Origin of the sequence: Ornithinimicrobium pratense, assembly GCF_008843165.1 — a bacterium.
GTDB classification, from domain to species: domain Bacteria; phylum Actinomycetota; class Actinomycetes; order Actinomycetales; family Dermatophilaceae; genus Ornithinicoccus; species Ornithinicoccus pratensis.
Genome location: NZ_CP044427.1, coordinates 1 through 18,613 on the forward strand (window position 1 = coordinate 1; position 18,613 = coordinate 18,613).

Annotated in this window: 16 protein-coding genes and 2 tRNA genes; 12 read left to right on the forward strand and 6 right to left on the reverse strand. The window is 69.8% G+C overall.

Annotated elements, in window-relative coordinates; all coding sequences use genetic code 11:
- Positions 1-100 precede the first annotated feature (100 nt).
- From dnaA to FY030_RS00040, 8 genes are all read left to right on the forward strand, one after another.
- Positions 101-1,543, forward strand: a complete 1,443-nt coding sequence (gene dnaA, locus FY030_RS00005) for a chromosomal replication initiator protein DnaA (RefSeq protein ID WP_158059721.1) — start codon at positions 101-103, stop codon at positions 1,541-1,543.
- A 680-nt stretch (positions 1,544-2,223) separates the two neighbouring features.
- Positions 2,224-3,357 (forward strand): DNA polymerase III subunit beta, encoded by a 1,134-nt coding sequence (gene dnaN, locus FY030_RS00010; protein ID WP_158059722.1) that lies wholly within the window; start codon positions 2,224-2,226, stop codon positions 3,355-3,357.
- A 70-nt stretch (positions 3,358-3,427) separates the two neighbouring features.
- Positions 3,428-4,516 carry a phosphogluconate dehydrogenase (NAD(+)-dependent, decarboxylating) gene (gene gnd / locus FY030_RS00015; protein ID WP_158059723.1) on the forward strand — a complete coding sequence of 363 codons (1,089 nt, stop codon included), beginning with the start codon at positions 3,428-3,430 and terminating at the stop codon, positions 4,514-4,516.
- A gap of 15 nt (positions 4,517-4,531) precedes the next feature.
- Entirely contained in the window at positions 4,532-5,821 is a 1,290-nt protein-coding gene (locus FY030_RS00020; RefSeq protein ID WP_158059724.1) for a DNA replication/repair protein RecF, read from the forward strand.
- The gene (locus FY030_RS00025; RefSeq protein WP_158059725.1) at positions 5,818-6,327 is read left to right on the forward strand and encodes a DciA family protein; all 510 of its coding nucleotides are present in this window, start codon (positions 5,818-5,820) and stop codon (positions 6,325-6,327) included. The genes FY030_RS00020 and FY030_RS00025 overlap by 4 nt, the downstream gene beginning before the upstream one ends.
- A gap of 250 nt (positions 6,328-6,577) precedes the next feature.
- Positions 6,578-8,719, forward strand: a complete 2,142-nt coding sequence (gene gyrB / locus FY030_RS00030; RefSeq protein WP_158062540.1) for a DNA topoisomerase (ATP-hydrolyzing) subunit B — start codon at positions 6,578-6,580, stop codon at positions 8,717-8,719.
- 106 nt (positions 8,720-8,825) lie between these two features.
- Positions 8,826-11,558, forward strand: coding sequence for a DNA gyrase subunit A (gyrA, locus tag FY030_RS00035; protein ID WP_158059726.1), 2,733 nt, complete (start codon positions 8,826-8,828; stop codon positions 11,556-11,558).
- Entirely contained in the window at positions 11,555-12,298 is a 744-nt protein-coding gene (locus tag FY030_RS00040; RefSeq protein WP_238348473.1) for a DUF3566 domain-containing protein, read from the forward strand. The genes gyrA and FY030_RS00040 overlap by 4 nt, the downstream gene beginning before the upstream one ends.
- 66 nt (positions 12,299-12,364) lie before the next feature.
- On the opposite strand, the gene FY030_RS00045 is transcribed toward FY030_RS00040, so the two are convergent.
- The 3 genes from FY030_RS00045 to FY030_RS00055 are packed head-to-tail and all read right to left on the reverse strand — an operon-like array spanning position 12,365 to position 14,390.
- Positions 12,365-12,601, reverse strand: coding sequence for a helix-turn-helix transcriptional regulator (locus FY030_RS00045; RefSeq protein ID WP_158059727.1), 237 nt, complete (start codon positions 12,599-12,601; stop codon positions 12,365-12,367).
- Between the two features lie 5 nt (positions 12,602-12,606).
- Positions 12,607-13,458, reverse strand: a complete 852-nt coding sequence (locus tag FY030_RS00050; RefSeq protein WP_158059728.1) for an ABC transporter permease — start codon at positions 13,456-13,458, stop codon at positions 12,607-12,609.
- The gene (locus FY030_RS00055) at positions 13,455-14,390 is read right to left on the reverse strand and encodes an ABC transporter ATP-binding protein (RefSeq protein ID WP_158059729.1); all 936 of its coding nucleotides are present in this window, start codon (positions 14,388-14,390) and stop codon (positions 13,455-13,457) included. The genes FY030_RS00050 and FY030_RS00055 overlap by 4 nt, the downstream gene beginning before the upstream one ends.
- A 164-nt stretch (positions 14,391-14,554) precedes the next feature.
- On the opposite strand from FY030_RS00055, the gene FY030_RS00060 reads away from it, so the two are divergent.
- The 3 genes from FY030_RS00060 (at position 14,555) to FY030_RS00065 (ending at position 14,939) form a co-directional block, all read left to right on the forward strand.
- A tRNA-Ile gene (locus FY030_RS00060) sits at positions 14,555-14,631 on the forward strand.
- Between the two features lie 37 nt (positions 14,632-14,668).
- On the forward strand, positions 14,669-14,800 hold the full coding sequence (locus FY030_RS16625; RefSeq protein ID WP_238154388.1) for a DLW-39 family protein: 132 nt from the start codon (positions 14,669-14,671) through the stop codon (positions 14,798-14,800).
- A 66-nt stretch (positions 14,801-14,866) separates the two neighbouring features.
- Positions 14,867-14,939 (forward strand) — tRNA-Ala (locus FY030_RS00065).
- Positions 14,940-15,201: 262 nt separating this feature from the next.
- On the opposite strand, the gene FY030_RS00070 is transcribed toward FY030_RS00065, so the two are convergent.
- Positions 15,202-16,506, reverse strand: a complete 1,305-nt coding sequence (locus tag FY030_RS00070) for a HipA domain-containing protein (RefSeq protein ID WP_158059730.1) — start codon at positions 16,504-16,506, stop codon at positions 15,202-15,204.
- Positions 16,503-16,769 carry a helix-turn-helix domain-containing protein gene (locus FY030_RS00075; protein WP_158059731.1) on the reverse strand — a complete coding sequence of 89 codons (267 nt, stop codon included), beginning with the start codon at positions 16,767-16,769 and terminating at the stop codon, positions 16,503-16,505. The genes FY030_RS00070 and FY030_RS00075 overlap by 4 nt, the downstream gene beginning before the upstream one ends.
- A 173-nt stretch (positions 16,770-16,942) precedes the next feature.
- Between FY030_RS00075 and FY030_RS00080 the strand changes: the two genes are divergently transcribed.
- Positions 16,943-17,749 carry an SDR family NAD(P)-dependent oxidoreductase gene (locus tag FY030_RS00080; RefSeq protein ID WP_158059732.1) on the forward strand — a complete coding sequence of 269 codons (807 nt, stop codon included), beginning with the start codon at positions 16,943-16,945 and terminating at the stop codon, positions 17,747-17,749.
- A 27-nt stretch (positions 17,750-17,776) separates the two neighbouring features.
- Here FY030_RS00080 and FY030_RS16495 read toward each other — a convergent pair whose 3' ends face one another.
- Positions 17,777-17,920: a hypothetical protein gene (locus tag FY030_RS16495; RefSeq protein ID WP_202879728.1), complete on the reverse strand. Its 144-nt coding sequence runs from the start codon at positions 17,918-17,920 to the stop codon at positions 17,777-17,779.
- Positions 17,921-18,613: the final 693 nt, after the last annotated feature.

Sequence of the window (18,613 nt, forward strand, 5' to 3'; positions counted from 1 at the left end):
CGTCGGCGCTTCCGACCCCGCTCATCCACCGGTCTTCCACATCCTGTGGATAACTGGGGGGTAGCTCGTTGTCCCATGACCTGAGAGGGGTTGTCCGCCCATGACCCCGCTCCCGGTCGATCACCAGGCCATCTGGCAGCGGGTCGTGGCCGATCTGGAGAAGAACGGGCTGCAGCCCCGGGAACAGGCCTTCCTCCGGCTGACCAAGCTGCTCGGCCTGCTGGACAGCAACGCTCTCCTGGCGGTGCCCTACCCGCACACCAAGGAGATGCTGGAGACCACTCTGCGCCAGCCCATCGAGGACTCGCTGTCGCGTGAGCTGGGGCACGACATCCGGCTGGCGATCACCGTCGATGAGGATCTGCGCCAGGCCGTCGACGACGACGACGACCTCGCCCCCGAGCCGCCGGTCGGCACCCGCGGCCCAGGCCCAGGCCCAGGCCCGGGCGCCGCGGTGCCGCAGACTCCGGCCGGTCCGGCCGGTCCGGCCGTCACCGGGATCGCCGACGACGCCCGGCTGAACCCGAAGTACACCTTCGACACCTTTGTCTCCGGGCCCTCGAACCGGTTCGCGCACGCCGCCTCGCTGGCGGTGGCCGAGTCTCCCGCCCGTGCCTACAACCCGCTGTTCATCTACGGCGAGTCCGGTCTAGGCAAGACCCATCTGCTGCATGCCATCGGTCACTACGCCCGCAGCCTCTACCCGGGCGTCCGGGTGCGCTACGTGAACTCCGAGGAGTTCACCAACGACTTCATCAATAGCATCCGCGATGAGAAGGCCGGCGCCTTCCAGCGGCGCTACCGCAACGTGGACTTCCTGCTCATCGACGACATCCAGTTCCTGCAGGGCAAGGAGCAGACGGTCGAGGAGTTCTTCCATACCTTCAACACCCTGCACAACAGCGAGAAGCAGGTCGTGATCACTTCCGACCAGCCGCCCAAGCGCCTCTCCGGTTTTGCCGAGCGCCTGCGTAGCCGCTTCGAGTGGGGCCTGCTGACGGACGTCCAGCCGCCGGACCTTGAGACCAGGCTGGCGATCCTGCGCAAGAAGGCAGCCCAGGAGCGGATGCAGATGCCGGACGACGTCCTAGAGCTGATCGGCACCCGGATCACCACCAACATCCGGGAGCTGGAGGGAGCACTGATCCGGGTGATGGCCTTCGGGTCCCTGTCCGGGCAGCAGGTCACCAACGACCTCGCCCAGCACGTCCTCAAGGACATCGTGCCTGGCAGCGACCCCTCCCGGATCACCGTCATGACGATCATCGACGAGGTCTCGGACTACTTCCGGATCTCCAAGGACGAGCTGTGCGGCACCTCCAGGTCTCGCACATTGGTCAACGCCCGACAGATCGCGATGTATCTGTGCCGCGAGCTCACCGAGCTCTCGCTGCCCAAAATCGGCCAGGCGTTCGGGGGGCGTGACCACACCACGGTGATGCACGCCGAGCGAAAGATCCGTACCCAGATCGGCGAGCGGCGAGCGCTGTACGACCAGATTGCCGAGCTCACCGGCATCATCCGCAAGGCCTCCGCCCGCTGACCCGAGCCCTGACCGCCATCGATATGACCTCAGGGCCTGCGGTCAGGCCTGCACCGGGCCGGTGAGTCAGACCTGCCTCGGCACCAGACCCCAGCCCGCGGGGTCGCACCCTTGCCTCGGTTGTCCACAGGTTGTGGATGAGCTGTGCATTGTTGACTCCCGTTCATCTTCGTCACATTCGTCCCGTTGGGCGCTCCTCATGGGGCGCTTCAAGACGCCCGTGGGGTTGTGTACGGCGTTGTGGACAAGGTGCGCGTCAGCGCAGGTCAGCCTGGGGACGGACGGTGCACGACCAGGTCAGTCATGGGGACGGGCCGGCACCGTCCACACCGGCAGGGCGGTGGTCCACCAACGTGTCCAGAGGGCATACACATGCTGGCGGCCGGTGCCCCAGGCCCTGCGACCTGCACGGACAGCCCCTGCCGGGACCGGTTATCCACAGTGTCCACAGGCCCTATGACGACGACTAGTCCCTAGAACGAATCACATTTCATCCACGTCCCTGGGGCTGAGGGCGAGGGTGCCGGTGGCCAGTGAGCAGACAGGTAAGCAGACACGCCAGCAACCAGGTGAGCCGACGGACGGTCCACCGAAAGCACGAGGCCGTGGGACACCGTCGCGCAGGACGTGGCAGAGTTGGCATCCCACATCCATGTCCTGATCGCCGAAGGGCCACCGTCGTGAAGTTTCGTGTCGAGCGTGATGTCCTCTCCGAGGCCGTCGCCTGGGTCGTCCGCGGCCTGAGCAACCGTCCTCCCGTCCCCGTCCTGGCCGGTGTGCTGCTGACGGCCGACGAGGAGGGCACGCTGACCTTCTCCGCCTACGACTACGAGGTCTCCGCGACGGTGACCGTGGAGGCCGACGTCGAGGAGGGCGGCCAGGTCCTGGTCCTGGGCAAGCTGCTCGCCGACATCTCGCGCAACCTTCCGGCCCAGCCAGTGCAGGTGGCCACCGAAGGGGCAAAGGTGCAGCTCACCTGCGGGTCCAGCCGCTTCTCCCTCATCCAGATGCCGGTCTCGGACTACCCCCAGCTGCCGGCGCAGGCGCAGCCCAGCGGATCCATCCCCGGCGACGTCTTCACCCAGGCCGTGCACCAGGTCTCAATCGCCGCCGACCGCGGCGACACCCTGCCGATCCTCACCGGGGTCCGAGTCGAGGTCGACGGGGAGCGGGTGACCATGCTGGCCACCGACCGCTACCGGCTCGCGATGCGCGAGCTCACCTGGAACCCGGGCACCTCCGACGCCAACCACGTCAGCCTGATCCCGGCCCGGACACTGTCCGAGACCGCCAAGGCGCTGGGGGCCGCCGGCTCGGTCGACGTGGCCTTCGGCGACGCCTCGCGCAGCGACGGTCTGGTCGGTTTCGAGGCCGGCCAGCGGCGGACCACCACCCGGCTGCTGGACGGCGAGTACCCCAAGGTCACCTCGATCTTTCCCACCTCTGTGGACACGGTCGCGGTCGTGGACACCCAGGGCCTCATCGAGGCCGTCCGGCGCGTCGCCCTCGTCGCCGAGCGCAACACCCCCATCCGGTTGCGCTTCAACGAGGACCACGTCGCCATCGAGGCCGGGACCGGTGACGACGCCCAGGGCAGCGAGGCGGTCGAGGCCACCCTCACCGGGCCACCCGTCGAGATCGCCTTCAACCCCCAGTTCCTGCTGGACGGCCTCGGCGTGCTCGGCGCCCCGTACACCCGCCTGGCCTTCACCCAGCCTTCGCGGCCGGCCGTGATCTCCGGTCAGGGTGAGGTCGACGGGGAGTCCGACGAGTCCTACCGTTACGTCCTGATGCCAGTGCGCTTCGCCGGCTGAATCCCCCGGCCGCGGCGCCTGCCCGCCCCCACCGCATACCCCATCCCACCCCCGACGACGAGGAGCAAAGATGAGAATCGGCATGATCGGCCTGGGCAAGATGGGTGGCAACATGCGCGAGCGGCTGCGCCGCGCGGGCCACCACGTGGTCGGCTACGACCTCGACGAGGATCTGCGGGACGTCGGCAGCCTGGAAGAGCTGCTCGAGGCCATCGACAACGACGGCCTGCGGGTGGTCTGGGTGATGGTGCCGCACGGCAAGCCAACCCGGTCCACGGTCGAGGACCTGGCCGAGCTGCTGACCGAGGGCGACCTGGTGATCGAGGGCGGCAACTCTAAGTACACCGATGACCTCGAGTTGGACGCACTGCTGGCGCCCAAGGGCATCGGCTACCTGGACTGCGGGGTCTCCGGCGGCATCTGGGGGCTGGAGAACGGCTACGGGCTGATGGTCGGCGGCCGGGCCGAGGACGTGGACAAGGCGATGCCGATCTTCGACGCGCTGCGCCCCGAGGGGCCGCGCGAGGAAGGCTTCGTGCACGCCGGCGAAGTGGGCGCCGGGCACTACGCCAAGATGGTGCACAACGGCATCGAGTACGGCCTCATGCACGCCTACGCCGAGGGTTACGAGCTGCTCGCCGCCAAGGAGATCGTCAAGGACGTGCACGGCTGCTTCCAAGCCTGGAGCCGCGGCACCGTGGTGCGCTCCTGGCTGCTGGACCTGGCAGTCAAGGCCCTGGAGGAGATCCCCGACCTGGACGGGGTCAGCGAGTACACCACCGACTCGGGCGAAGGCCGCTGGACCCTCGAAGAGGGCATCGACATGGCGGTGCCGATGCCGGTGCTGGCCGCGGCGCTCTTCGCCCGGTTCGCCTCCCGCCAGGAGAACTCCCCGGCCATGCAGATGGTCGCGGCGCTGCGCGGCCAGTTCGGCGGGCACGCGGTCCAGATGCTTGACGGCCTGGACGCGGGTCAGGTGGAGGTCCACCAGGCGGCGGAGCCGAAGCGTGACGAGGATCGTGCGCGGGTGGACCAGGGTGGCACGTCCGCCGCGCAGGAGCAGGGCGCCGACGACGCCGGGCCCTCCTCCGGGAGCGGGTCGACCGGCGGATCTACCGGGCCGACCTCGGGCACCGGTGACGTTGACGACCGGGGCTAGCCCGGCGCGACGCCTGTGCACCTCTCCCACCTCTCCCTCGCCGACTTCCGCAGCTATCCCTCCGCCGAGGTCGACCTCGTCCCGGGGGTGACGGTGCTGCTCGGCCGCAACGGGCAGGGCAAGACCAACCTGGTGGAGGCCGCCGGGTATGTGGCCACCCTGGCCTCGCATCGCGTCGCCCAGGATGCTCCTCTGGTCCGGGCGGGGGCCGAGTCGGCGATCGTGCGCGCCACCGTCGTGCGGGAGGGCCGTGAGTCGTTGGTCGAGCTGGAGATCGTGCCGGGCCGGGCCAACAAGACCCGGCTAAACCGGGCGCCAGTAGCCCGCCAGCGGGAGGTGCTCGGCACCCTGCGCACCGTGCTTTTCGCCCCGGAGGACCTGGCGCTGGTCAAGGGCGACCCGGCCGAGCGCCGCCGCCTCCTGGACGATCTCCTGGTGGCCCGCCAGCCGCGGTGGGCCGGGGTGCGGGCCGACTACGACAGGGCCGTGCGTCAGCGCGGCGCGCTGCTGAAGTCGGCGGCCCACCTCTGGCGCGAACCGAGCCGTTCCGGCCCACGCCGCGGGCCCGGCCCCCGCCTGCCCCCGGGCGAGAGCCTGGAGGAGGCCCGGTCTGCGGCGCTGGCCACGCTGGCGGTGTTCGACGAGCAGCTGGCGCAGATCGGCGGGGCACTGCTCTACGCCCGGCTGCGTCTGCTGCGCGACCTGCGGCCCTACCTGGCCCAGGCCTACCGGACGATCAGCGACAGCGAGTCTCCCGCCGAGGCGACCTATCGCTCCTCCCTGGACCCGCAGTCCCCGGTCGCGCAGCAGGTCGCCGCCGGTGAGGTCCCCGACCAGGACGAGGTCGTGGCAGCGATCCTGGCCTCGATCGAGCAGGTGCGTCGCCAGGAGCAGGAGCGCGGGGTCTGCCTGGTCGGCCCGCACCGGGACGACCTGGTCCTCACCCTGGGCGAGCTGCCGGCCAAGGGCTACGCCAGCCACGGCGAGTCCTGGAGCCTGGCCCTGTCCCTGCGCCTGGCCGGCTTCCACCTGCTGCGCCACGACCTGGGCACGGACCCGGTGCTCGTCCTGGACGATGTCTTCGCCGAGCTCGACGTGGGCCGTCGGGAGCGGCTGGCCGAGCTGGTGGCCGACTGCGAGCAGGTGCTGGTGACGGCGGCGGTGGCCGAGGATGTGCCGGCCCGGCTGCTCGGTGCCGACGGGCGGGTGCTGGACGTGGTGCTGGGCTCGGTGACGCCGCGCGACGCGGCCTCACCCGACGGCCCCGGTGAGGTCAACGGCCCCGAGGCTCCGGGGCGGCCGTGACCACGGAGGAGCCGCCAGACCCCCTGCATGCCGCCCGGGAGGCGCTGGCCCGGGCCAGGCGCTCGGCGCGGGAGAAAGGGCTGCGGCCCGGTTCACCGGCCTCCGCAGGCCGGCGACGCTCCGCGGGGCAGCAGCCGACCGCGCGCACCGGTCGCGACCCGCTCCTGGTCGGGGACGAGGTCGAGCGGCTGGTGGCCAGCCGCGGGTGGGACGCGGAGGTGCAGGTCGGCTCCGTGGTGGGCCGATGGCCGGCGATCGTCGGGGAGCAGGTCGCGCGGAACGTTGAGGTGATCGCCTTCGAAGGCACCGTCCTGACGGTGCGGGCCAGATCCAGCGCCTGGGCCACCCAGATGCGCCTGCTCCAGTCCTCGATCCTGGCCCGGATCGAAGCGCAGGTCGGGACGGGTGTCGTCACCGACATCCAGGTGCAGGGCCCGGCGGGACCGCACTGGCGCAAGGGCCCGCTGTCCTCCGGTGGACCCGGCCCCCGGGACACCTACGGCTGAGAATGGCCAGATCGGGCGGCGAGCCGGTGAGGGTGCGGGTGCGAGGGGGGGAGTGCAGACCGGGGGTCGAAGCCGTCAGAACCGCCTTCACGGGCCGTTGACGCGGCATACCCTGCCCGAATTACCCTGTAGCAAGTCGGATTCCGGCCTCGGAACGGGTAGACTGAGACGTCTTTGCCCATCCTGTGAAGGAGCCCCCTTGTCGTCTGTCGGACCCCAGATCGGACCTGATGAGCCGGTGGAGCCTGCGATGCCGGAGCTGCCCGAGGCTCCCGCGCAGGAGGGCAAGCCGAAGTCTCTGGCGACCGCCCCGGCCTACGACGCCTCGACGATCACCGTGCTGGAGGGCCTGGAGGCCGTCCGCAAGCGCCCGGGGATGTACATCGGCTCCACCAGCGCGCGCGGCCTGCACCACCTGGTGTGGGAGATCGTCGACAACTCCGTCGATGAGGCACTGGCAGGGTATGCCGACCGCATCGACGTCACCCTGCTCGCCGACGGCGGGGTCCGGGTGCGCGACAACGGGCGCGGCATCCCGACCGACATCCACCCGGTGGAGAAGAAGCCGGCCGTCGAGCTCGTGCTCACCCAGCTGCACGCCGGCGGCAAGTTCGGCGGTGGGAGCTACAAGGTCTCCGGCGGTCTGCACGGCGTGGGCTCCTCCGTGGTCAACGCCCTTTCCGAGCGCCTGGACGTGCAGGTGCGCCAGCGCGACCAGGTCTTCGAGCAGACCTACCACCTCGGGGTGCCGCAGGCGCCCCTGGCCGAGCGGGCAGCGGCCGACGACGACGAGCGCTCGACCGGCACCACCATCACCTTCTGGCCCAGCGTCGACATCTTCGACGCCATCGTCTTCGACTTCGAGACGATCCGCGCCCGCTTCCAGCAGTACGCCTTCCTCAACAAGGGCCTGACCATCGCGCTGACCGACGAGCGGCCCCGCGAGGTGGCGCCCGTCGACGCGCTGGACGAGGGCCTGGACGACCTCGAGACCGACGTGCGTGGCGAAGAGACCGAGGCCACCGAGGCCACCGAGGCTGCGGGTGAGGGCAAGGGCGGTGGTGGCACCGGCAAGAGCGCGGTCAAGCCCCGCAGTGTCGTCTACCGCTACGACAACGGCCTGCTCGACTACGTGACCCACCTCAACAAGAGCAAGCGCAGCGAGCCCGTCCACCAGGAGGTCATCGCCTTCGAGTCCGCCGACGAGGAGCGGATGCTCTCGATAGAGGTGGCGATGCAGTGGACCAACGCCTACACCGAGTCGGTGCACACCTACGCCAACGCGGTGAACACCCACGAGGGCGGCACGCACGAAGAGGGTTTCCGGGCGGCGCTGACCCGTATGGTCAACGACTTCGCCCGCGAGAACAAGCTGCTCAAGGACAAGGACGTCAACCTCACCGGGGAGGACATCCGGGAGGGTCTGACCGCGGTCATCTCGGTCAAGCTCGGTGAGCCGCAGTTCGAGGGCCAGACCAAGACCAAGCTCGGCAACTCCGAGGTCCGCGGCTACGTCCAGTCGGCGATGACCGACCAGTTCGGGCACTGGCTCGGGGCGCACCCGCGCGAGGGCCGGGAGATCGTCGGCAAGGCCGTGCACGCCGCCCACGCCCGGATCGCCGCGCGCAAGGCCCGCGACGCGACCCGGCGCAAGGGCCTGCTGGAGTCCGGTGGCCTGCCGGGCAAGCTCAAGGACTGCCAGACCAAGGACCCGGCCAAGTCCGAGGTCTTCATCGTCGAGGGTGACTCGGCCGGTGGCTCGGCCGTGGCCGGCCGGGACTACTTCCACCAGGCGATCCTGCCGATCCGCGGCAAGATCCTCAACGTGGAGAAGGCCCGGATCGACAAGGTCCTGGCCAACCTGGAGGTTCAGGCGCTGATCAGTGCCTTCGGCACCGGCATCGGCGAGGACTTCGACCTCGCCAAGAGCCGCTATCACAAGATCGTGCTGATGGCCGACGCCGACGTCGACGGCCAGCACATCCGGACCCTGCTGCTCACGCTGCTCTTCCGCTTCATGCGCCCGCTCATCGAAGCTGGCTACGTCTACCTCGCCCAGCCGCCGCTCTACCGGATCAAGTGGACCAACGCCGACCACGAGTTCGCCTTCTCCGACCGTGAGCGCGACGGGCTGATGCAGCGGGGTCTGGCCGCAGGCCGGCGGGTCCCGAAGGACTCCGGCGTGCAGCGGTACAAGGGTCTGGGTGAGATGAACGCCCAGGAGCTGTGGGAGACCACGATGGACCCGCAGACCCGGGTCCTGCTGCAGGTGTCGCTGGACGACGCGGCCAAGGCCGACGAGATCTTCTCCATCCTCATGGGCGAGGACGTGGAGTCCCGCCGCGGTTTCATCCAGCGCAACGCCCGCGACGTGCGGTTCCTGGACATTTAGGTTGTCGGGGGCACGGATGCCTGTCACTCCGACCACCCCCCAACCACCCTTCGGGCGCGCGAGCCCGGCCAGACCTCCTACGAAATCTGACGACACAAGGTGACCGATGGCTGACGACGAGACCCCAGACCTGCCGCAGAACCCCGACCCCACGACCGCCAGGGTCGACCGCTCGCCCGGGGAGGTCGACAAGGTCGACATCGTCGACCTGAACACCGAGATGCAGCGCAGCTACATCGAGTATGCGATGAGCGTGATCGTCTCGCGGGCCCTGCCCGACGTGCGCGACGGCCTGAAGCCGGTGCACCGGCGCGTGCTCTACGCCATGTACGACGGCGGCTACCGCCCCGACCGCGGCTTCTCCAAGTGTGCCCGCGTCGTCGGCGACGTCATGGGCAACTACCACCCGCACGGCGACTCGGCGATCTACGACGCGATGGTGCGGCTGGTCCAACCGTGGTCGTTGCGCTACCCGCTCATCCAGGGACAGGGCAACTTCGGCACCCCTGGTGACGAGGGTGCGGCCGCCCCCCGGTACACCGAGGCGCGCATGGCGACGCTGGCCATGGAGATGGTGCGCGACATCCGCGAGGACACCGTCGACATGGTCGATAACTACGACGGACGCAACAAGGAGCCCTCCGTCCTGCCCGCCCGCTTCCCGAACCTGCTGGTGAACGGCTCGGCCGGCATCGCGGTCGGGATGGCGACGCAGATCCCCCCGCACAACCTGCGCGAGATCGCCGCGGGTGCCCAGTGGCTGCTGGAGCACCCCGAGGCCACCCGGGAGGAGCTGCTGGAGAAGCTGCTGGAGCTCATCCCCGGCCCGGACTTCCCCACCGGCGCCCTCATCATGGGCCGCAAGGGCATCGAGGACGCCTACCGCACCGGCCGGGGCTCGATCGTCATGCGGGCCGTCGTCGAGGTCGAGGAGATCCAGGGCCGCACCTGCCTGGTCGCGACCGAGCTGCCCTACCAGGTCAATCCGGACAGCCTGGCCAAGAAGATCGCCGAGCTGGTCAAGGAAGGCCGCATGTCCGGCATCGCGGACCTTCGCGATGAGAGCTCGGGTCGCACCGGGCAGCGACTGGTCATCGTGCTCAAGCGGGACGCGGTCGCCAAGGTCGTCCTCAACAACCTGTACAAGCACACCCAGCTGCAGCAGAACTTCGGTGCCAATATGTTGGCGCTGGTCGACGGGGTGCCGCGCACCCTGCCGATCTCCGGTTTCGTCCGGCACTGGGTGGACCATCAGGTCGAGGTCATCGTCCGGCGCACCCGGTACCGCCTGCGGGACGCCGAGGAGCGCATCCACGTCTACCGGGGCTACCTGAAGGCCCTGGACCTGCTCGACGAGGTCATCGCGCTCATCCGGCGCAGCCCCAGCGCGGACGAGGCCCGTTCAGGGCTGATGGCCCTGCTGGAGATCGACGAGATCCAGGCCCGCGCGATCCTCGACCTGCAGCTGCGCCGGCTGGCCGCCCTCGAGCGGCACGAGATCCAGCAGCGCCACGACGAGCTGCAGGAGATGATCGTCGAGTACGAGGCGATCCTGGCCTCGCCGGAACGCCAGCGGGAGATCATCTCCGAGGAGCTGGCGGAGATCGTCGACAAGTTCGGTGACGTGCGTCGCTCCAAGATCGTGCCCTTCGACGGTGACATGTCGATGGAGGACCTCATCCCCGAGGAGGACGTGGTCGTCACGATCACCCGGGGCGGCTACGTCAAGCGCACACCGGTGCGCGAGTACCGCGCCCAGAACCGTGGCGGTAAGGGCCGCCGCGGGGCGGCGCTGCGGGCCGATGACGTCGTCGACCACTTCTTCGTCACCAGCACCCACCAGTGGATGCTCTTCTTCACCAACGAGGGTCGGGTGTACCGCGCCAAGGCCTACGAGTTCCCCGAGGGCGGGCCGATCGGCAAGGGCCAGCATGTGGCCAACCTGATGGCCTTCCAGCCCAAGGAGCGGATCCGTCAGGTGCTGACCATCGGGGACTACGAGCAGTCCCCCTACCTGGTGCTGGCCACCCGCAACGGCCTGGTGAAGAAGACCCGGCTCACCGACTACGACTCGCGCCTGTCCCGCGGACTGATCGCGATCAACCTGCGCGAGGGCGACGAGGTGGTCGGCGCCGCGCTGGCGTCCGCACAGGACGACGTGGTGCTCGTCTCCCGCGGCGGCCAGTCGGTGCGGTTCACCGCCACCGACGAGGCGCTGCGCCCCATGGGCCGTGCCACGTCCGGCGTGACCGGGATGAAGTTCCGCGGGGACGACCAGCTGCTTGCGATGCAGGTCGTGCCGGAGGGTGAGGAGCCCTACGTCTTCGTCGTGTTCGAGACCGGGATGGCCAAGCGCACCCCGATCTCGCAGTACCGCGTCCAGGGCCGTGGCGGTCTGGGCATCAAGGTGGCCAAGACCAACGGCAAGGGCGGCGACCTCGTCGGCGCCCTGACCGTCCACGAGGGCGATGAGGTGATGGTCGTCATGGAGCGGGGAAACGTCGTGCGCTCCCCCATCGACCAGGTCCGCTCCACCGGGCGGGACACCGCCGGGGTCATCTTCGCCACTCCGGGGCGCAACGACTCCATCGTCGCCGTAGCCCGCAACCCCGAGGCCACCGCCGAGGTGGAGGAGGAGCTGGAGGCGGCCGTCGCCGAGGCCGAGGCCGCTGAGGACCTTGCGGAGGAGCAGGAGGAGCTCGCGGTCGACGGCGCGGATGACGGCCAGGGCGCCGCCGATGCCGTACCGTCGGAGGGGTCCGAGGCAGGCCCGGCCGCGGACCGGCTGGACGCTGAGGAGGCGTCCGGGGACGAGCAGGGCACAGGAGACGACGCATGAGCACGACGCACGACCCGTCGGGAGGCCGGTCCTCGTCGTCGGACGGTGACGCCAGTCCTGGGGGCCGCACGGACGGCGGGTCTGGTTCAGGCCAGGACCGGTCGGGCGCTGACCGGATGCGGGACGGCGCGATGGCGCGGACCGCGCAGGGTCGTGACCTGGCCGCTCGCAAGGCTCGGGCACTGCGCGGCACCACCGCAGGCTTGGCCTCCGGATCGGCGGCCGGCGCGAGCGCCGGCCGCGGCGGACAACAGGGTGACCGACGGCCCTCGACCTCCGGTGGCGGTGCTTCGGCCGGTGACCGTCCCCGAGGCGCCGACCCGCGTCCCAGCGGTCAGCGTCCTGCCTCACGTCCTCCCCGCCGGGGTGCGCCACGCCGCGTGCGGCTCACCGCGCAGCGGATCGACCCCTGGTCGGTGCTGAAGATCAGCTTCCTGGTCTCGGTCGCCCTCGGCATCGCAGGCGTGGTGATGGTGGCGGTGCTGTGGACCGTCCTGTCGGGGATGAACGTCTTCGCCACGATCAACGAGTTCCTCGGGCAGGTCACCAGCGGCGAGACCGGCGGTCCCTCGATCAACCTCGAAGACTACCTGGGCTTCACCCGGGTGACTGCCCTGGCTGCGGTGCTGGGCATCCTCAACGTCTTCCTGCTCACCGCGCTGGCCACGCTCACGGCCTTCCTGTACAACATCTGCGCCGCCCTGGTCGGTGGCGCCCAGCTGACCCTCTCCGACGACTAATACCGCGATCTTCCACGAGTAACGCCGTCGACCGGGCGCGTGCTCTACGGTGACCCGTGCGAGCGGTCAGCTGCCCAGGCGAGGGAACGGGTCGAGGGAGAAGACCACCTCGACCGGGACCTCGAAGTAGGCCGCGATGCGCAGGGCCAGGTGCAACGAGGGGGCGTACTCGCCGCGCTCGAGATAGCCCACGGTCTGGTAGTGCACACCCAGGGCCTCGGCGAGCTCGCGGCGAGAGATGCCGCGCTCGGCACGCAGCATGGTGAGGCGGTTGTGGATCGGTTCGGACGACGTGGTGACCATCGCCGTCAGTAGCCTCGCGCCATGACGCGTTCGCGGGCGGCGGCCACGGTCGACCCTGACTGCCGCCGGGCCATCCGCCGCAGGAAGACCGTGGCCAGGACCAACCCCAGGACCGCCCAGCCCACGAGCACGAGCACGGTGAGCTCACTGCGCCATACCCCGCCGATCTCCACGGCGGCCGCCGACTCGGGCAGCATCGCCCCCCGGAGGCCGAGCCCGACCCAGTAGATCGGGGTCAGCTGGACCAGCGACTGCGCCCACCCGGGCAGCATCGTCACCGGGAAGAAGAAGCCCGAGACCGCGGTGACGCCGTAGATCACCAGCATGGCCACGCTCATCCCGATCATCGTCCGGAAGATCGAGCCGAGCACGGCCCCCCAGGGCAGCATCGAGGCCGTGCCGAGCAGCATCGTGGCGACGAGCACGACCCAGCGTCCGGCCCCGGAGGGAAGGGCCTCGGGGGTGATGAGGGCGATGCCGATAAGCATCGGCACGACGGCGATCGCCAGCTCGACCGGCACCGACATCAGCTTGGCGAGGAGGTGGCCGGTGATGCCGTGCGGGATCGCCTTGGCGCGTAGCAGGGTGCCAGACTCCCGTTCGAGCTGGATCTCGCTGGCGATGGTGAGCATCGCCCCGGAGATGACAGTCAGGGCCAGGAAGCCAGCGAAGAGGTAGGCCGCGGCGCCGACCGCGTCCATGAAGTCGGCGTCGCGGAAGAACCAGATGATGGCCACCAGGAAGGCGGCGATCCCGATCGCTCCCAGTCCCTGAGGGCTGGAGTACTTGCGGGTCATGGCGACGCGCGCCTGCTTGGCCGCGGCGCGCAGGACGGAGGTGGGGATGCGGCCGTTCATCGGGCAGCTCCTTCGGCGAGCAGGCCGGCGGCCTCGGCGAAGTCCTCACCGGCGTCGGCGCGGCGGACCAGGTCTAGGTAGGCGTCCTCCAGGGTCGCGCCCCGGACCTCGACGACCTCCACCTCACCGGAGCCGGTGGTCAGCACCTCGGTCAGGTATGCCGTGGGATCGGGGGTGGGGTGCACGCTCACCTCACCGCTTTGCCGGTGCCGCAGCCGAACCTCCTTGTTGGCCGAGAAGGCCAGGCGCAGCGCGTCGGGGCTGTCATCGGCGATCAGCCGCCCGCCGGCCAGCACCAGCATCCGGTCAGCCACCACCTCGGCCTCGGCCAGGTCGTGGGTGGTCATCAGGATCGTCGTGGACAGGTCGGACAGGTCTGCGAGCAGGTGGTGGATGTCTCGACGCCCACCAGGGTCCAGGCCGGTGGTGGGCTCGTCGAGGAAGAGCACCTCGGGGCGCCCGACGAGCCCGACGGCGATGTCCAGGCGGCGGCGCTGCCCACCGGAGAGCTTGTCGATGCGCTTGCGGGCATGCTCGGTCAGGCCGACGCGGTCCAGGAGCTGGTCCGGGGGCCAGGGGCGCTCGGTGCGCTCGTCCCCGTAGGGCTCGTAGTAGGTGGCGGCCACCTCGAGCAGGTCCTTGACCCGCCAGGTCGCGTTGTCCCGCCAGCTTTGCAGCACGACGCCCACCCGGGCCCGCCACGCCTCTGGAGCGCGGGCGGGGTCCTGCCCGAGCACCTCGACCTGCCCGCTGGATGGGCGGCGGAAGCCCTCGAGGATCTCGATGGTGGTCGTCTTGCCCGCCCCGTTGGGTCCCAGCAGCACGACCACCTGGCCCTGCGGGATCTCCAGGTGCACGTCGTCCAGGACCACCTTGTCCCCGTAGGCCATGGTCACACCCCGGGCCCGGATGGCGGTCTGCTCAGTGATCATGCTGCGAAATGTAGTATGTGTACTACGGACCGTGCAACACCTCTGGCGGTGCTGCGAGGACCAGGGACCCGCACTGGCAGGGCGCGGACGCTGTTTTGGTCCGCCGCGGTCTGTGCGGTAATCTCGATCGTCGCGCGCGTGTTCACCTGTGAGGACGTCGTCACGGGCCTATAGCTCAGTCGGTTAGAGCGCTGTCCTGATAAGACAGAGGTCACTGGTTCAAGTCCAGTTAGGCCCACCACCACCCCGCTGATCCCGACCCCCAGGGAGCTGATCGTATGAAGCGTTTCCTCCTCCTCGCCGCTGCCGCCGCCGGTCTGGCCGCGCTGAAGAAGATGCAGGACCAGCAGGCCGAGCGCGAGCTCTGGGCCGAGGCCACCGACGAGGTGCCCACCGACTCCGGTCGCTGACCGCAGCCTGCACCACCGCTCGTCGGCACTGTCGGCGGCCAGGTCGAACAACTGAACATCCCCCCTGGGGGCGTGGCGCAATTGGTAGCGCACCTGCTTTGCAAGCAGGGGGTTGTCGGTTCGAGTCCGGTCGCCTCCACCCAGGTCAGAGGCCCTTCCCGCTTTGCGGGGAGGGCCTCTTTCGTGCCCGTACCCCAGGAAAGTACGGCAGCAAGTCCGACGATCATGGGCCTGACCTGCAGGTATGGGGTCAGGGGCGTCAGTATCAGGCTCGACACGCCAGTCCTGTCCTCGAAGATTGTTCGGGAAAGCGCGTTCGCGGTCACATGCGCACAACTGCATGTATCGGAATCGGCGCCAACGCAGGCGCGACGGTGGCACGTGCGTGCCGGGATAGCGGGTTACGTCGGCTGTGCGTGCGGCGAGCGCGGGAGGCGCGGAGCCGTGAGGTGGCCCTGCTCAGCGACGGCGGCCGCGACACTGCGTGCACCCTCGACGAAGGGCGCGGGTGCTTCCTCAGCCGCTGCCAGGACGGCCTCGGGCAGGCCCGTGCGCAGGCGCTCCGCGCGATCCACAGCTTCCGTCGCCTCCAGGCCCAGGGAGAGGCCGACAGTCACCCAGTCCTCGACGGTCACGTCGCGGACGAGCCAGGTGCGCCCCACCTTCATCGAGCTCCGCACCGCCTCGCCCTTCTTGAGGTACGGGGCGTAGGACGCCACGTCATAGAGGGGTGCCATGGCCACGCGCTGCCCGCGCAGGAGCAGGGAGTAGTTCTTCGCGTGGGCGTCGGTCCCGCCCACCAGGACGTTGAAGGCGAAGGCGTCGAAGAATGCCGACCGCACGGCATCGCGGTCCGCGAGGGCCAGCGTCGACAGGAGCGAGGCGACGTTCTTCACGCTTGGGCCGCCGTCGGATTGGTACTTCTTGGACCGTGGGTAGCTCATGGCCTGCAGCAGGTCTTCCTGATGCAGGCGCAACCACACCCCGTCCTGCCCGCGGCCTCGGTCGTAGCGGGTGGCGACCAGCGTCTTGGCCCCACCGACGTCGACCAGGTCCACCCGGGCGACGCGCAGGCCCAGGAGACCAGCGGCACGCAGGCAGACGAACTCGTTGACGTGCAGGTCCTCGAAACGGGTGTCGGCGCGGGTCGGCTTGAGGATGTGCGTCGTCGGCGTCGCGTCCTGGGGAACACCCCACCCGCCGTCATCCAGGCGGTGGAGCGCCACCTTGTTCTGCGCTCCCGCCAGGCTCCATCGTCCAGAGCCGGCACCGACCTCCCAGCCGTGGTCGCGGACCGTCAGCCGCAGGAGAAGGTCCGACAGCTCGTCGTGGGTCAGCCGGCGGACGTCCCCGGTGCGTTGAGCGGCATCGGGGGGGTCGACGTCGACGGGGAGCACCTGCACGGCCCCGGCGGCGTCGCGCCCGACGTGCCGGAGCAGGGCGAACGGGTTGCGCGGGGACACCTCGAACCTGCGCGCCCATTCCTCCCGGACGGCAAGGTTGTCCGGGAGCAGCCCTTCGAGCCAGGCGGAGACGACACGGTTCGAGTGCCGCGACCCACTCAGCGGCATCGACAGCGAGAGCGGTGTGGGGCTGGCACGGGCGGTGTAGGCCCCATCGTAGGCAAAGGCCAGCGCCCCGGCGGGGGCTTGCGCCAGCTGTCCGGCGAGGATGCCGTCGAGGTAGACGTTCAGGTATGCCGTCATGAGCCGTCCTCGAAGAGACCGGCAAACGGGTCATCGTCCTGGGCCTCGGGCAGGGGTGTGGCGACCAGGTCGACCGCGAGTCCGAGTGCGGCGAGGACGTCGAGCACCTTGCCCATCTCGGCCGAGGGGCCCTTCCCTGACTCCAGGCGGGAGAGCCACTGGCGGGAGACCCCCGCCCGATCCGCAAGGGCCTGCTGGCTGAGCCCTGCCGCCCGTCGTGCTCGGCGCACGGCGGCACCCAGGTCTCGCACCGTGGTGAGCATGGGACCACCTCTACGCTCTTGGATGTCACGTGTGTGCGGACGGATGTCACGTGTGTGCGACATTTCCGGATGTCACGGTACCACGACATTCTGGTTTGTCGTCGAACCATGACATTGCGGTGTGCGCCAGGTCGCGCAACTCTCGCGCCCCGCCGGGGTGACAGGATGGGAGCATGAGCTCCCATCCCTCCCGCGGCGTCCTGGTCACCGGCTCCTCCCGGGGCGTGGGGGCCGCGGTGGCCCGCGCCTTCGCGGCGCGGGGTGACCGAGTCGTCGTCCACTACCTGGGCAGCGAGGGGGCCGCGCACGAGGTATGCCGTTCCCTCCCGGGCGACGGGCATGCCGTCGTCCAGGCAGACCTCGCCGACCCGGACGCCGTCCAGCGACTGGCGACCGAAGCGATCGGGGCCCTGGGCCGGGTCGACGTCCTGGTCAACAACGCGGCGATGCTCACCGCCCCGTGGGAGGGCAGGGGCCGGCGCGGCGACCACCCGCTAGAGGAGACCTCCTACCCCGAGTGGGTGCAGATCTGGCGGCGCACCCTGGAGACCAACCTGCTCGGCCCGGCCCACCTGACCTGGCAGGTGGCCCGGCACATGATCGACGCGCCGCCCGCAGACGGCGTCCCCGTCGGGCGGATCGTCAACGTAGGCAGCCGCGGCGCCTACCGGGGCGAACCGGACATCCCGGCCTACGGCGCGAGCAAGGCCGGCCTGCACTCCTTCGGCCAGTCGATGGCGCTGCGTCTGGGTCGGCACGGGATCGCGGTGACCTCGGTAGCACCGGGCTTCATCGAGACCGAGATGGCCGGGTACGCGCTGACAGGGGACCGGGCGGCGGCCACCCGGGCGCAGAGCCCGTTCGGCCGGGTCGCCCGGCCCCACGAGGTCGCCGATGCCGTGCTCGCACTAGCCGACCCGCGGGCGGAGTGGGCCTCGGGGGCGGTCCTCGACCTCAACGGGGCCAGCCACCTGCGCTGACACCTCGCCGGGCCGGTCGTGGTGTGCCTACCCGGTCGTGTCATCACCCAGCCGTCCGCCGAGCTGGCGCAGTGCCTCGCGCGTGGCCTGCGATGAAACCTGGGAGTAGACCTCCATGGTCAGCGCGATCCTGCTGTGCCGCAGCACGGCCATCGCCACTCGCGGGTGCACGTCGAGGGAGACGAGCAGGCTCGCGCAGGTCCGCCGTGTGGCTTGGACCGGGATGATCGGGACGTCTGCCTTCCTCGCGCGGGTCTTGAACGCCGTGTGGAAGTTGCGCGGGTCGAGTGGGTCCCGAGGCGGGTCGTGAAGACGAGGCCGCAGTCGCCCCACATGTCGCCGGCAGCCAACCGTCGCCGGTGCTCCTCGGTTCGGTGCCGCTCGAGGGCCCGCACGGCGATGTCCGGCAGGGGTAGCGGGGCGTCCGAGGAGGGGGTCTTGGTCCTCCGCCGGAGCAGCTGGCCGTCGACCCGCTGGACCTGCCAGGCGATGTACGCCTCGCACCGCTCCAGGTCGACGTCCTCCCACGCCAGTCCGAGCGGCCTGGCCGAGGCAACCAGCACGGACCGAAAGACGGGCATGCACCCGCCTTCTGCTCCCCTCGATGGGTCCCCCCCATCCGCCAATCCACTTCGTCGGCGAGCCTTGGGAGGGCTGCTCGCGTTAGGCCATGGTCAGTGCGTCGATGAGGAACGTCATGGGCGCCATCGCGGTGCCTAAACCGTCAACACTACGAGCAGCACGTACGCTGTCACAGGTGAGCCACCTACCGTGGTCGCGTCACCTACCATACGGTTTTAAGCGTACCATACGGTTTTAAGCGCCTGTAAACGTCTCGTTGTGCTCCAATTTAGTCGAAACTAT